The 13,204-nt window shown below is 73.1% G+C and carries 14 protein-coding genes; 5 read left to right on the forward strand and 9 right to left on the reverse strand.

Annotation, left to right across the window (positions count from 1 at the left end):
• Positions 1–376 precede the first annotated feature (376 nt).
• Positions 377–739, reverse strand: a complete 363-nt coding sequence (locus OG715_RS41195) for a protein kinase family protein (protein ID WP_266272058.1) — start codon at positions 737–739, stop codon at positions 377–379.
• Positions 740–1,027: 288 nt separating this feature from the next.
• Here OG715_RS41195 and OG715_RS41200 point away from each other — a divergent pair, with 288 nt between their 5' ends.
• On the forward strand, positions 1,028–1,855 hold the full coding sequence (locus OG715_RS41200) for a lipase family protein (RefSeq protein ID WP_266272057.1): 828 nt from the start codon (positions 1,028–1,030) through the stop codon (positions 1,853–1,855).
• 36 nt (positions 1,856–1,891) lie between these two features.
• On the opposite strand, the gene OG715_RS41205 is transcribed toward OG715_RS41200, so the two are convergent.
• Positions 1,892–2,620: a hypothetical protein gene (locus tag OG715_RS41205; RefSeq protein ID WP_266272056.1), complete on the reverse strand. Its 729-nt coding sequence runs from the start codon at positions 2,618–2,620 to the stop codon at positions 1,892–1,894.
• A gap of 146 nt (positions 2,621–2,766) precedes the next feature.
• Complete coding sequence (locus OG715_RS41210; RefSeq protein ID WP_266272055.1) at positions 2,767–3,942, reverse strand: PDDEXK family nuclease; 1,176 nt, start codon at positions 3,940–3,942, stop codon at positions 2,767–2,769.
• A 226-nt stretch (positions 3,943–4,168) separates the two neighbouring features.
• On the opposite strand from OG715_RS41210, the gene OG715_RS41215 reads away from it, so the two are divergent.
• The 3 genes from OG715_RS41215 (at position 4,169) to OG715_RS41225 (ending at position 5,984) form a co-directional block, all read left to right on the forward strand.
• The gene (locus OG715_RS41215) at positions 4,169–4,681 is read left to right on the forward strand and encodes a hypothetical protein (protein ID WP_266272054.1); all 513 of its coding nucleotides are present in this window, start codon (positions 4,169–4,171) and stop codon (positions 4,679–4,681) included.
• 28 nt (positions 4,682–4,709) lie between these two features.
• Positions 4,710–5,090 carry a hypothetical protein gene (locus OG715_RS41220; protein WP_266272053.1) on the forward strand — a complete coding sequence of 127 codons (381 nt, stop codon included), beginning with the start codon at positions 4,710–4,712 and terminating at the stop codon, positions 5,088–5,090.
• A gap of 108 nt (positions 5,091–5,198) precedes the next feature.
• Positions 5,199–5,984 carry a hypothetical protein gene (locus tag OG715_RS41225; protein WP_266272052.1) on the forward strand — a complete coding sequence of 262 codons (786 nt, stop codon included), beginning with the start codon at positions 5,199–5,201 and terminating at the stop codon, positions 5,982–5,984.
• A 103-nt stretch (positions 5,985–6,087) separates the two neighbouring features.
• On the opposite strand, the gene OG715_RS41230 is transcribed toward OG715_RS41225, so the two are convergent.
• Both OG715_RS41230 and OG715_RS41235 read right to left on the reverse strand, forming a co-directional pair.
• A complete protein-coding gene (locus tag OG715_RS41230; protein WP_266272051.1) occupies positions 6,088–6,972 on the reverse strand; it encodes a DMT family transporter in 885 nt (294 codons plus the stop codon).
• A gap of 50 nt (positions 6,973–7,022) precedes the next feature.
• Positions 7,023–7,826 carry an alpha/beta fold hydrolase gene (locus tag OG715_RS41235; RefSeq protein WP_266272050.1) on the reverse strand — a complete coding sequence of 268 codons (804 nt, stop codon included), beginning with the start codon at positions 7,824–7,826 and terminating at the stop codon, positions 7,023–7,025.
• Positions 7,827–8,217: 391 nt separating this feature from the next.
• Between OG715_RS41235 and OG715_RS41240 the strand changes: the two genes are divergently transcribed.
• Positions 8,218–9,288, forward strand: a complete 1,071-nt coding sequence (locus OG715_RS41240) for a serine protein kinase RIO (protein WP_266272049.1) — start codon at positions 8,218–8,220, stop codon at positions 9,286–9,288.
• A 67-nt stretch (positions 9,289–9,355) separates the two neighbouring features.
• Here the strand turns inward: OG715_RS41240 and OG715_RS41245 are convergent, their stop codons facing one another.
• Genes OG715_RS41245 through OG715_RS41260 form a run of 4 tightly spaced genes read right to left on the reverse strand, consistent with a single transcriptional unit; the run spans position 9,356 to position 13,082 of the window.
• Positions 9,356–10,456: an LLM class flavin-dependent oxidoreductase gene (locus OG715_RS41245; RefSeq protein ID WP_266272048.1), complete on the reverse strand. Its 1,101-nt coding sequence runs from the start codon at positions 10,454–10,456 to the stop codon at positions 9,356–9,358.
• Positions 10,457–10,462: 6 nt separating this feature from the next.
• On the reverse strand, positions 10,463–11,035 hold the full coding sequence (locus OG715_RS41250) for a flavin reductase family protein (RefSeq protein WP_266272047.1): 573 nt from the start codon (positions 11,033–11,035) through the stop codon (positions 10,463–10,465).
• Positions 11,032–11,889 (reverse strand): alpha/beta hydrolase, encoded by an 858-nt coding sequence (locus OG715_RS41255; protein ID WP_266272046.1) that lies wholly within the window; start codon positions 11,887–11,889, stop codon positions 11,032–11,034. Before OG715_RS41255 ends, OG715_RS41250 begins: the two co-directional genes overlap by 4 nt.
• Positions 11,886–13,082: an LLM class flavin-dependent oxidoreductase gene (locus OG715_RS41260; RefSeq protein WP_266272045.1), complete on the reverse strand. Its 1,197-nt coding sequence runs from the start codon at positions 13,080–13,082 to the stop codon at positions 11,886–11,888. The genes OG715_RS41255 and OG715_RS41260 overlap by 4 nt, the downstream gene beginning before the upstream one ends.
• Between the last annotated feature and the right edge of the window lie 122 nt (positions 13,083–13,204).

A 13,204-nucleotide genomic window follows, 5' to 3' on the forward strand; every position in this document is an offset into this window, starting at 1 on the left:
CCCACGGCCGGGACGGAGGCCGCTCCCGGATCTCTCCCTCCGGGAGGGGCGGGCCGTCCTCGGGTCGGGCAGAGGTGGCTCGCGGCCCACCCCTGGTCGCTCACGCGCTCCTGCTGGAACTGCTGCTTCCGCTCACGCTGAGGCTGCTTCGGGACGCCTTGGACCTGCTGGTGCTAGCGCTCTAGCTGTGGCTGTCCCTGGGGCTGCTGCTGGGGCTGCCGCTGTGGCTGTTGGTTCGGTGCTGGGATGGGGTGGATCCGGTGCCCGTAGCCGTGCCGGTGCCGGTGGTGGTGGTTGCCGCCGCGGTGGTGGCGGTGAGCGCGGGGATCCAGGATCGCGGCGCTGGCGAGCAGGAAGGCACGGCGGGCGGGGAGGCTCATGGGCGTGCTCCGGTGAGGGCGAGGGCGTTGCGCAAGTGGGTGGTGAAGTGTCCGGTGCTGGGGTGGCGGAGGGCCGGGTCGGGGTGGAGGGCCCGGTGCAGGACGTCGGGGAGGCGGGGCCAGGTCGCGGCGGGCCAGCCGGTGAGGGGCCGGGGCGGGTGGTCGAGCTGGTGCTCGCGGGTCTTGCGGCGACTGTCGGTCCGCGGGATGTGGTGGCGTTGTTGGGCGGCCAGCCCGACGTAGTCGCTGACGGAACCGCCGCAGGAGTCGGCGGTGGCGGCCTGGGCCGGCACGGCGGTCGCGGTGGCGGCGGCCAGGAGGAGGGCCGCGGTGGTGGCGGCGAAGCTGGTTCCTCTCATGGGACGGGAGTGTCCTTTCCTTCGGATATGTGGCCATCAGTGCGCGAACCGGAGGGTCGTGGGCGGAGGAACGCGCTCCGACCCCCCCGGTGCCTCCCCCGGAACGGAGTAGTGGAGGCCGTCGGCGACGGGCTCCGGTCCCGGGCGGGGCAGTTCACCGGTGGTGGCGCCGGGGTCCGGCTCGTCCGGACAGCCCGGGCGGGCGTCCCGGCGCGTCCCGGGCCGGATCGTTCGCCCACGGGCCTATGGTGCTGGGTGCTCCCGCCCAGGCTCTCCCGGAGGACACCGATGGCCGTTCCCGCGCTGGACCATTCGACGACCCGCTACTCCCTGCAGCACGCCTACTGGATGGCGCGCGCGGCGGGCCTGGCGCCGCTGGAACGCGGGGCCATCGACCAACAGGCGCGGGCGTGGGGCTTCCAGGAGGTCAGGCACTTCGAGTCCGAGCACGCCATGCCGTTCCCGATCGAGGACACCCAGGCCTATGTCATGGCCGGTGACCGGATGATCGTCGTCGGGTTCCGCGGCACCGAGGTGCTCAAGATCTACGACTGGCTCACCGACGTGAACACCCCGCCGGTCCCCGGGCCGGCGAACAAGGGCTTCGTGCACTACGGCTTCCACCAGGCACTGCAGTCCGTCTACCCCGGGATCCGCGACACCGTGAAGGAGTTGCGCACCGGGAACCAGAGCATCTGGTTCACCGGGCACAGCCTCGGCGGCGCGCTCGCGATGCTGGCCGGCAGCAGGTTCTACCTCGAGGAGCCGCAGCTCCTGCCGGACGGCATCTACACCTTCGGGCAGCCCCGTACGTGCGAGCGCCTGCTCGCCGCCGCCCACAACACGGCCTTCCGGCAGCGCTGCTACCGCTTCGTCAACAACAACGACATCGTCCCCCACCTTCCGCCCGGCCCGTTCTTCACCCACGTCGAGGCACTGCGCTACTTCGACGTGGACGGGCGCCTCCACGAGTCCATGCCGCTCGTCGCGGGGCTGAAGGACCGGGCCAAGGGCTTCGTCACCGACCCGCCGGCTCCCGAGACGGACGCCATCAGGGACCACCACCTGCCCAACTACCTGGCCGCGTTCGAGAAGAGCCTCGCCGCGTCCGGCTGAACGACGCCTCCGCCTCGCGGCGCCGGGCGCCCGCCGTCACCCTTGCCGCCGGCGTTGCCACGGGCGTCGCCGTCGGCGAGGTCCGGCGGGAGTCGCGTCCTCGGGTGGCCGGGGTTTTCGGAGCGGGGCGGTTTCGAGCAGGCCGGTGAGGTGCGCGCCCAGGCCGAGGGAGCCCACCGCGACAACGGCCAGTCCGGCGTTGCGCGCGGTGGCGTCGGGCGGCCCGGGAGGCGGGCCGAGGCGGGACCGGGCCGGTCCCGAGGGGTCCATGGTGACGCCGGTCCGCTCGCCGGTCCGCGGCATCCAGTCGCCCAGCTCCACATCCCCGTGCCTGCTGCCGTCGTCGAGGCGTACCTCGACGGTGGTGGAGGAGTTCTGGTCGCCCTTGTGCACCTTGACGACCACCGCGGGGACGGTCGTGCCCCGGTCGTGGAGCGCCTGCTGGTCGGCCATCGACACGCAGTAGTCCTCGAAGACCAGCCAGCCGGCCGCGAACACGACGAACGACGCCACGGACACCTTCCACCACGCGGGCCGGTAGGCCGCGCCGGCGGCCAGCCCGAGAAACAGCGCCGCGGCAGCCACGAGCATGACGACGACCTCGACCACATGGAGGAACACCCAGTGGTAGACCACCCACATCGACAGCCAGCCCAGGCCGGCGACCACCCCCGTCATGACCGCGCCGAGGCCCACCGCCGACGCACCGCGCACCACCGCCCGGCCCACCGCCGGCACCCCGCGCCCGTCCGCCCCCGTCGCCACTCCCACCCCCGTCCGTCGCACGCCGGTCCCTCGCACCCCGCGGGTCCCGATCCAGCGTGCGCGGTGGGGCCGCCCGGGGACAAGGGCCGTGCCGCCGCGACCGGGGCGGGCAATGGCCGGGTCCCTCGCGGAGGACGTCGGCGGTCTCACGCGGGACCGGCGTGGTCCGCGGCCTCCCTGTCCTGGCGGGCGGATGCCAGCAGCCGGTCCAGGGCCGCCAGTACGGTGTCGAGCGTGCCGGGCCGGGTGAGGTCGTCCATGGTCAGACCGGGCCACAGGTTGTAGTCGCGGGCCGCCGCGTCCGCGAGTCTTCCCGCCAGCGGAGCCAGCTTGCGCAGGTCCTCGGTCAGGTCGGCCGCGGCCGTCGCGCCGAGGCGCTGTCGGACCGTGCCCAGGCTGAATTCGAGCCGTGCCTTGTCGCTCCGGGGCGTCAGGGTCAGCGCCCAGAGCCGGAAGCCGCGGCCGCCCGCCGTGTACTCGGCCAGGGCGCTGGGGTACTGGCCGCGACCGCCCTCCCAACGGCCGTGCCCGGCCGCGTGTTCCAGCAGACGCCGAGCGACGGCCTCGTGCTCGCCGGGGTACTCACCGACGGCCCGTTCGATCTCGCTCGGGGCCCAGGCGGCCCGGCGGGTGCCGGGCGAGGCGGACTTCCCGGGTACCGCCGCGGTCTCGCCGTAGATGCGCGGGACCAGGACGCGAAGCGCCCCGGAACCCCGGTACTGCGCCAGCTCGACCGCGTAGACGTCGGTCTGACGCAGCTGCCGGTTGAGGAACTCCACGACGGCCCGCAGCTCGACCGGGATCCGGTCGGCCACGAAGAGCAGACGCATGCGGCCGGCGGCCAGCCGCTCCTCGACCTCCGCCCAGAACTCCTGAGTTGTACGCTCGCCCAACAGCGCCTCGTACGCCTCCTCCAGCGGGACGCCGTCGACCGCGCAGGTGTCCTCGAACGACTTCTGCAGCAGGGCGGCGGGCCAGTAGCGGGCGCCGTTGGCGGCGTAGTCGAGCATCTGGCCGACCACCTCGCGCCGGATCCGGGTGTCGGTCGCCCGCTTCACCTCCACCAGCGTGGGCACCGCGTCGGCGTCCACGAACAGATGGTCGAGCGACAACGTCGGCCCGGTGTCCTCCCCGGTGGCCACGCCCATCTCCCGCGCCACCAGGGACAGCCGCAGCGGCCGCCCGTCGGCCGGCGAGCCGAAGTCCAGGATCCGCGGGTGGCGTGCCAGCAACTGCTGGAACTCGTCCTCGGAGTCGAAACCGGCCGCCTCCAGGGAGTGAACGTCCGCACCGCCCACCACGAACACCGGCTGCAGCGCCATCAGCACTCCTCCGTCACCAGGTCACCAAGACCACTCCGTCGGGGCACCGAACCTACCAGCGCGCCCGACCGGCCGGCCGGCCGCCGACCCGGCGCGCCGAACGCCAGGCGAACGTCAACCTGCCGTCATGGAGGTCCCGTTCGCGGGCGCCGAGGATGGGGACAACGGTGGGCGAGACCGGGGACCGTCCGGCGCCCGGCGCCCCGGCCCGCAGGAGGGGACCACCGTGTTCAACGGCAGGAAGCCGACCGCGACCCTGGCGCTGCTCGGTGCCATGGCGACGGGCGGAGCGGTGGCCGCCGCCCCGGCGGGAGCGGCTCCGCGCGCCGCCACCTCGCGGACCACCCTCGCCTCGGTGGGGATCCGGCTGAGCACCACCCACGGCGTCGGTGTGTACGGCTACTACAACGTCAGCAGCGCCAAGGTCGCCTCGGACCTCTTCCCGTCGTCGCACGACGGGATCGACGTCGACTGCTGGAGCGCGACCTCGGCGAACCTCTACGGCCGACCGTACGGGGGTCCCGGCCCACGCGACCGGTGTGCCGGCCACGGACGGCCCACCGCCGAGACACCCGCGCCCGGGCCCGGACCTTCTGCGTCCGGCGGACCAGGGCTCGTCGAGGGCCGGAATCCGGCATGGAAGAATATTGACGAGGGGCGACAGGCCTGGTCAACGGCCGTCCCCGTCCGATGGGAGCGAGATCCGCGGCCGAGTGTTCCGCGGATCCTGAAGATGTGAGCAAGGGATGAAGGCGCGATTCAGTGGGGTGAGGCCGTGGGAGGCTCCGGGCGACTACTCCGACCTCGATCTCCCGGAGGGCGGTTTCCTCGATCTCCACAATGACTTCGGTCTGCTCGGGGTCACACTGGCCGGCCACCCGAAGGCGGTGCTGCGACTGGAGTTCGGGAACCCGAAACGTGGACGGTTCGCGCTGGAGTTCCACGATGTCGGTGAGCTCGTCATGCAGCAGACCGCGGTGAGCTCTGACGGTTGGTACGGTGAGCCGGAGGCCGATCCGGACGGGATCGACTCGATCACCTACTACGAGTACGGCGCCGATCTGCCGCCGGTGTTCGAGATCCAGTCCTCGTTGCTGCGGCTGAAGTTCCGTGCCTGGGAGGTCAAGCTGCGCCCGCTCGCGGCGTAGCGTCCTCGTGGTGGGCGATGGTGGAGTTCATCGCGGAGAGCAATGCTCCGATCCCGGACCGGCATTCTCGAAGGTCGACGGGTCCGGGTGTTTCCGGAAGGGGCTGACATGGACATCGACGAGGTGGCCGAGCGGATCGCGGCGGCAGGATCGTCCGCCGAGGTGATGCCCGGATTCCTGCCGGTCCTGATTGATGTCGACGAAGCCGATCCAATGGTCACCGTGCGTCTCGGGAGTCTTCTGGATATCGACCTGCGACCTGTGGGGGACTGGTCGAACTACGGCTTCTTCTGCGGGGGATTCTCGCTCGAGGAGATGCCGGCGGAGTCGGCGATATCCGCGGTGCTCTTGATCGCGACGGGGAAGGCCGGTGTTCGTACCACTGGGAAGTGGATCTTCCGGGAGCAGGTGCTGGAGTTCACCATCGACGGAGAGGAGTGGAGGGCGTTCCGGTCGCTGTCCCGTGAGGTGCCACTGTGGGAGCAGTGCATCAGTAGGTCGATGGCGGAGCGGAGCGCCGAGGTCGAGCAGGTGATCTACCCGTGCATCCTGTTGGACGATGACGACTGGTTGATCGCCTGCGCCGGGAGCGATGAGGTCCGGCAGGCCTCCGAGCCGGATTTTCTGAGCGACATCAGGGAAGCGTTCGACGCGGAGGGGAAGCCTTTGCGGCTTTTTGTCGTGGGCGGGAAGGGTGACGGTGTCGACTTCGAGGTGGCCGGACCGCCGCGGCCGGAGTTGCTCAGGCGATGCGTGGAATCGTTTTTCCAGTCCTGGACGGATGTCGAGCCGCCGACGTTCACTGCTGACACGGTGAGCTATGCCCTTGCCGTTGCGCAGACGGCGGAGAGTGTCCCGATCAGGAAGAGGAAGAGACCGGACCCGGAGGCGTAGTGGCTCCGACGCGCCGGGTCTCGTGGGGCGGATGAGCGCGTTCGACGCGGCGGGGGACGAGATCGACGTCGAGACCGGGGCGACCATCTGAAGCCTCGCCCGGTCAGGTGCGGCGGGTGACGGCGACGCCGGCCAGGCAGAGGACGCCGCCGGCCAGGGTCAGCAGGGCGGGGGTTTCGCCGAGGAGGAGCCAGGCCATGGCGACGACGAGGGCGGGGACGGAGTAGGTGGTGGCGCCCATGCGGGCGGCGGTGGTGCGCGAGAGGGCGTAGGCCCAGGTGGTGAAGGCCAGGGCGGTGGGGAAGAGGCCGAGGTAGAGCACGTTGAGGGTCGCGGACATCGGTGCGGCGGCCAGGTCGGACACCAGCTGCGGGGCGAAGGGCAGGCAGGCGACCGCGCCGATCAGGCAGCCGAACGTCGTCGTCTGGAGGGCGGTGGCGTGTCGCAGGGCCGGCTTCTGGCTCACCACGCCCGTCGCGTAGGCCACGGCCGCGAGCAGGCACAGGCCGATGCCGGTCACCGAACTGCCTTCGCTGCCCGACATGGAGAGGCCCACCACGATCACGCCGGTCAGGGAGACGGCCATCCCGGCGAGCAGCTTGGACGGGAGGCCCTCGCGCAGCAGCCAGCCGCCCAGCAAGGCGATCAGGACCGGTCCGATGCCGATCAGCATCGCCGCCGTGCCTGCCTCGACCTCCTTCTCGCCCCAGTTCAGGGCGACCATGTAGAGGCCGAACCAGAGCACGCCCGAGACGGCGATGCCCGGCCAGGCCGCGCGCGGGGGCAGGCCCTCGCGGCGGTGGGCCAGCAGGCCGAGCAGGGCGACCGTGCCCACCAGCAGGCGGCCGAGGGCCAGGGAACCGGGCCCGAAGTGCTCGTTCGCGCTCCGGATGGCCACGAACGCGGATGCCCACAGCACCACCGTCGTCGAGGCCGCCGCCAGTGCCTTGCCGTCCCTCGGGGCCACGCCCGCCGCTGAGATGCTCATGCGGGAGAACCTATGGTGTCGAGGTTTCGGTCCGCACCGAAATAAAGGTGTCAGCTGTCGAGGACGACGTCGGCGACCAGGCGGGCCACCGCCTCGGGCTGCTCCACCATCACCATGTGCCCGCTGTCGGGGACCTCCACCAGGGTGGCGGAGGGGCAGGCTTCGAGGGCGGCGCGCTCGGTGTCGGTGAGCCCCACCTCGTCCCGGTCGCCGCGCACCACCCAGGCGCGGGCGCCGGACTCGCACAGTCGGGGCACCAGTTGGCCGTGGCGGTCCAGGTAGGCGAAGTACTCGGCGATGGCGCGGTTGCAGAACGCCGGGGAGTTCCGCTTCAGATCGGCGACCAGCTCCTCCCGGCGCCGCTCCGGGAAGCCCTCGGCCAGGACCTTCGGCGTCAGCCACAGCATGACCGGCCAGACCACGGCACCCAGCCCCGGGACCCGCCCGAGTGCCGTGGCGACCGCGAGCGCCTTGGACTCGTCCGGCCGCGAGAAGGTGGGGGAGAGCAGCACCACAGGGCCGGAGAAGTGTCCGCCGGCCACCATCTCCAGGGCGATGTTGGCGCCGATGCTGTGGCCGACCACGGTCGTGCAGCCGTGTTCGGCCGCGAAGGCGCCGGTGATCGCCGCATAGTTCTCGATCGACACGTCCACGGGCGCGATGGTGCCGGCGTGGCCGGGGACGGTCGCCGCGATCAGGCGGATCGGTGCGTCGGCGAGTGCGGGGGCCGCCGTCATGTCGGCGAAGAAGGTCGTGCCGCACATCCCACCGGGCAGGAGCAGCACCCGGTGCGGGGCGTCGGGGGGACCGGACTCCTGGATGTTCCAGGCGTGGAACTGCGCGGCACCGACCATGCTTCGACCCTCCGGGCTCGTACGACGACCCGCATTGTCGCGTGCCGCGCCGCAACGGTCGGCGACCTTGGGCCGGGCGTGGCATGTCGGGCCGTGCCGGGGTGGGCCGTGCCGGGGCGGGTGGTGCGGGGGCGGGCGGTGCGGGGGCGGGCGGGAAATTCGGTTGCGCCGATTCCGGAAGTCGCTAAGCTCTGACTCGTTCGCGCCGCAGGGCTGCCGTGGCGTGGGGACTGACGTGGAGAAGCAGAGGAGGTGCGTTTCGATGGTCGCCGCCGTGTCGCGGCGCGCCTTTGTGTGCGCGCCATACGCCTCTTCCTCTCGTCTTTCGCCCACCGGCTGACGACGCCTCGCAACTGGCGCACTGGTGGGCTGTTCCCCAGGAGCCACCACAGTGCGTGAGCGCTTTTCCACCACCGACACCGAATCCTTCTCCCGTATCCGCGCCAAGGGCGCACCCCGTCGTGGCCGCCGGTCCGAGCGGTTCGACGATCACGAGCCCGAGGTCGTGTTCGGGTTCGACGACCACGGGGCCTACGCCGTCGACGGTCACGAGTACGCCGACTTCCACGGCGACCACGAGCACCACGACGGCGAGCACGACAATCACGACGACAGCTACGACAGCTACGACAGTTTTGACAGCTACGACAGCTACGACGGCAACCCCGACGGCGGCCCGGCCGGGGGCGACCGCTGGTCGACCTGGGACCAGTCCACCCCCACCGAGAAGGGGCCCGAGCCGCGCCCTGCCTGGGTGGTGACCGAACTCGCGGCCGTGGACACCGAACTCGGGCTGGTGAAGACCGGCAAGGAGGCGGACGTCTTCCTCCTGGAGCGCGCGGTGCCGGGCACGGACCGCCGCACGCTGATGGCGGCCAAGCGCTACCGCGACTCCCAGCACCGGATGTTCCACCGGGACTCCGGGTACCTGGAGGGGCGTCGGCACAAGGAGTCCCGGATCGCCCGGGCGATGGCCAAGCGGACCGCGTTCGGCAAGGAGGCCATCGCCGCGCAGTGGGCCGGCGCCGAGTTCACCGCGCTGTGCCGGCTCTGGTCGGCCGGGGTGGCCGTCCCCTACCCGGTGCAGATCTTGGGCACGGAGATCCTGATGGAGTTCGTCGGCGACGAGAGCGGCACCGCCGCGCCCCGGCTCGCGCAGCTGCGGGCGGAGGAGGTGGACGTCGAGGACCTGTGGGACCAGCTCGGCCGCAGCCTGTCGCTGCTGGCCGGTGACGGGTACGCGCACGGGGACCTCTCGGCGTACAACATCCTGGTCCACGAGGGGCGGCTGGTGATCATCGATGTGCCGCAGATCGTGGACGTCGTAGCGAATCCGCGCGGGCGGGCGTTCCTGGAGCGGGACGTGCGCAACGTCGGCGCCTGGTTCGTCTCCCGGGGCCTGCCGGAGCACCGCGTCGGTGAACTCGTCGGGACGCTGGAGTTCGACGCACGACTGGGGTGACGAGGACCTGGGGGAGGGGCTGGTCGGGCGACGGGGGCGCACCCCGTCGCCCGACCGGCCGCCCCCGTCAGGCCTCGCGCTTCCAGAGCCCCCGCCCGGCCAGGATCGGCAGCACGTTCTCCCCGACCCAGTACGCCTCCTCCAGGTGCGGGGCGCCGGAGAGGATGAACTCGTCCACGCCCAGCCGGTGGTACTCCTCGATCCGGTCCGCCACCTCGCGGTGGTCGCCGACGAGGGCGGTGCCCGCGCCGCCGCGCACCAGGCCGATCCCGGCCCACAGGTTGGGCGAGACCTCCAGCCGGTCGGTCGAGCCGCCGTGCAGCAGGCGCATCCGCCGCTGGCCCTCGGACTCGCTGCGGGCCAGCGCCGCCTGCGTCTCGGCGATCCGCGCCGGGTCCATGCCGGCGAGCAGTCGGTCGGCCTCCGCCCACGCCGCCCGCGCGGTGTCGCGGGTGATGACGTGCAGCCGGATGCCGAACCGCGGCGCGCGGCCGTGCCGGGCGGCGAGTTCGCGGATGTGCCGGATCTTCTCGGCGACCATGGCGGGCGGCTCGCCCCAGGTGAGGTAGACGTCGGCGTGCCGGGCGGCGACCTCGGCGGCCTCCGGCGAGGAGCCGCCGAAGTACACCTCGGGCACCGGTTCCGGCAGCCGGGTCAGCCGGGCGGCCTCCACCCGGAGGTGGGTGCTGCGGTGGTCGACCTGTTCGCCGCGCCAGAGCCGGCCGGTGATGGACAGGAACTCGCCGGTGCGGGCGTAGCGGCCCGCCTTGTCGAGGAAGTCCCCGTACGCGCGCTGCTCGGCGGACTCGCCGCCGGTGACGACGTTGAGCAGCAGCCGGCCGCCCGACTGGTTCTGGTAGCTGGTGGCCATCTGGGCGGCCAGCGTCGGGCTGAGCTGACCGGGCCGGAAGGCCACCAGGTACTTCAGTCGCTCGGTCTCCCGGGTGAGCATCGCGGTGGTGAGCCAGGCGTCCTCGCACCAGGCGCCGGTCGGCGTCAGCGCCCCGGTGAAGCCGAGCTGCTCCGCGCTGCGCGCGATCTGGCCGAGGTAGGCGATGCTCGGCGGCCGGTCGGTGCCGGCGGTGCCGGGGGTCGAGCCGTGGCCGCCGCCGACGACGTGCCGGCTGTCCCCGGTGGTCGGCAGGAACCAGTGGGCGGTCAGCGCCATGGCGGCTCAGCCCTCCCGGACCGGGGCGAAGCCGCCGTAGCCGCCGTCGTGGTGGACCAGCGGCGGGCCGTCGGTGGTGTCCACGGCCAGCACCTCGCCGACGACCAGCAGGTGGTCGCCGACCGGCTGGAGCAGGAACGGGCGGGCCGTGAGCCGGGCGGCGGCGCCCGCGAGGACGGGCGTGCCGTACGGGCCGGTGTGCCAGTCGGTACCGGCGAAGCGGTCGATCCCGCTGCGGGCGAAGCGGTTCGCCAGCTCCCGCTGGTCGTCGCGCAGGATGTGCACGGTGAAGGCCTCGGCCTCCCGTACCGCGGGTGCGGACGAGGCGGTGGCCGACAGGTAGAAGGACACCAGGGCGGGGTCCAGGCTGACCGAGGTGAAGGAGGTGGCGGTGAAGCCGACGGGGCCGCCGGGTCCGGCCGCGGTGATCACCGTGACGCCGGCCGCGTGCCGGCGCAGGGCGCTGCGGAGCAGGTCGGCGCCGTGGGCTCCGGCGAGCGCGGACGGCTGGGCGAGCGCGGACGGCTGGGCGAGTGCGGACGGCTGGGTGAGGACGGGTCGTTCGTCGAGGGTGGTCATGCCGGGTTTCCTTCCAGGGCACGCGGGTCGGGGGTGCGTCCGCCCGCGTCGGTGGTGACGATCCGGGCGGGCAGGTGCGGGCCGCCCCGCAGGCGTTCCAGCCACTGGACGACGGCGGCGGCGACGCTGCGGTGGGCGGCGTCGTTGAGCGCGTCGTGCCGGCCGTCGGCGACCAGGACGAGGTCGGCGGCGAGGCGTCCGGCGAACCGCCGCGCGGTGGCGGGCGGCGACACCGGGTCGGCGGACCCGTGCACCACCAGGACCGGCACCCCGGAGACCGGTATGTCGGAGACCGGTACGTCGTCGGAGGCCGCCTCCTCGGCCGCCCGGGCGAGGTCGGCGGGGACGTCCTCGGCGAGCGCGCCGGGCCGGAAGTCCGGGTCGGCGGCCAGCAGGCCCCGGTGCGCAGGGCAGGACGTCCGGGCGCCGAGCTCGTCCGTCCAGTTGTCGGCGGTGTCCGGGGCGCCGGGCGGGGGGACCGTGGTGGGCAGGCCGACGAGCAGCAGCCCGTCTGGGGCGGCCCGCCGGGCGGCGGCCAGCGCGAGCAGGGCGCCGGTGTCCGAGCCGGCCAGGACCACGGGGGTGCCTGGCGGGGCGCTCCCGCGGGCCTCGGTGACCGGACCGGCCAGGTCCACCCGGTCCAGCGGGGCGGAGCCTGCGGCGGGTACCGCCGGGACGACCACGCGGTAGCCGTCGAAGGCCAGCCGCCGGCCGAAGCGGGCGTACACACCCGGGTGCTCGCCCCGGCCGGGCAGTAGCAGGACGGTGCCGCGCACGGTGACGTCGGCGGCGGGCTCCCAGACGGCGGAGGGCGGGCCGGTCAGCGGCACCGGGGAGGCGGCGGTGGTGGTCATCGGGCGGCACCGGACACCGCGACGGCGGCCTGTGCGGCCTCGGCCCGCGCGGCCTCGGCCTCGACCGCGCGGGCCGCGTCGGCCTCCCGCGCCGCCCGGGCGTCGCGGTGGGCGACCTCCTGGCGCACCAGCGGGATGAGCTCCTTGCCGTAGTCGAGGGCGTCGTCCAACGGGTCGTAGCCGCGGATCAGCAGCGTGGTGGCGCCGAGGTCGACGTAGTCCAGCAGCGCCTGGGCGACCGTCTCCGGTGTGCCGACCAGGGCGGTCGAGTTCCCGGCGGCGCCGGTCGCGGCGGCCGGGGCCGTCCACAGCGCGCGGTCGTGCCGGTCGCCCTTGGCGGCGGCGGCCAGCAGGCGCTGGGAGCCGACGTTCTGCGGCGCGGCCCCGGGGCCGGTCGGCAGGATCGGGCGACGCCCGCCGAAGACGTCGTTGCGCTCCTTGATGGTGGCCAGGATGCGGTGGGCGCGCTCCCACGCCTCCTCCTCGGTGCGGCCGAGGATCGGACGGAAGGAGACGCTGATGCCCTGGACGTCGGTGCGCCCGGCGGCGGTGGCGGCGGCGCGGACGGAGGCGATCTGCTGCGCGGTCTCGGCGAGTGGCTCGCCCCACAGCGCGAAGGTGTCGGCGTGCTTTCCGCCGACGCGGTAGGCGGCCTCGGAGGAGCCGCCGAAGAACAGCGGGATGCGCGGTCGCTGGACCGGCAGCACCTCGGACTTGAAGTCGGCGAGGCGGTAGTACGGGCCCTCGTGGTCGAACGGCTCCTCGGCGGTCCAGGCCTTGGTGAGCACGGTCAGGTAGTCGTCGGTGCGGGCGTAGCGCTCGTCCTTGGTGAGGTAGTCGCCGTCGCGGCGCTGCTCGGCGTCGTGGCCGCCGGTGATGATGTGGACGGCGACCCGGCCGCCGGAGAACCGGTCCAGGGTCGCGAAGGTGCGGGCGGCGACGGTGGGCGCGATGAAGCCGGGGCGGTGCGCGATCAGCAGGCCCAGCCGCTCGGTGTTCGCGGCGGCGAACGCGGCGACCTGGTTGGGGTCGGGGCTGGCCGAGGAGTGGGCGATCAGGATGCGGTCGAAGCCGGCCTCCTCGTGGGCCCGGGCGAACCGGCGGGTGTAGTCGGGGTCGACCACCGGGCCGTGGGCGGGGCGGGTCTCGGAGACGTCGTGGGTGGAGATCATGCCGATGAACTCGACGGGCATGGTGGTCTGCCTTTCTTGGCAAGGGTCTTGGCGCGGGACTTGGCACGGGGGATCGGGAGGGGACGGGGAAGGAGGGGAGGGGAGGGGAGGGGAGGGGAGGGGAGGGGAGGGGAGGGGAGGGG

Source organism: Kitasatospora purpeofusca (genome assembly GCF_036010405.1).
GTDB classification, from domain to species: domain Bacteria; phylum Actinomycetota; class Actinomycetes; order Streptomycetales; family Streptomycetaceae; genus Kitasatospora; species Kitasatospora purpeofusca.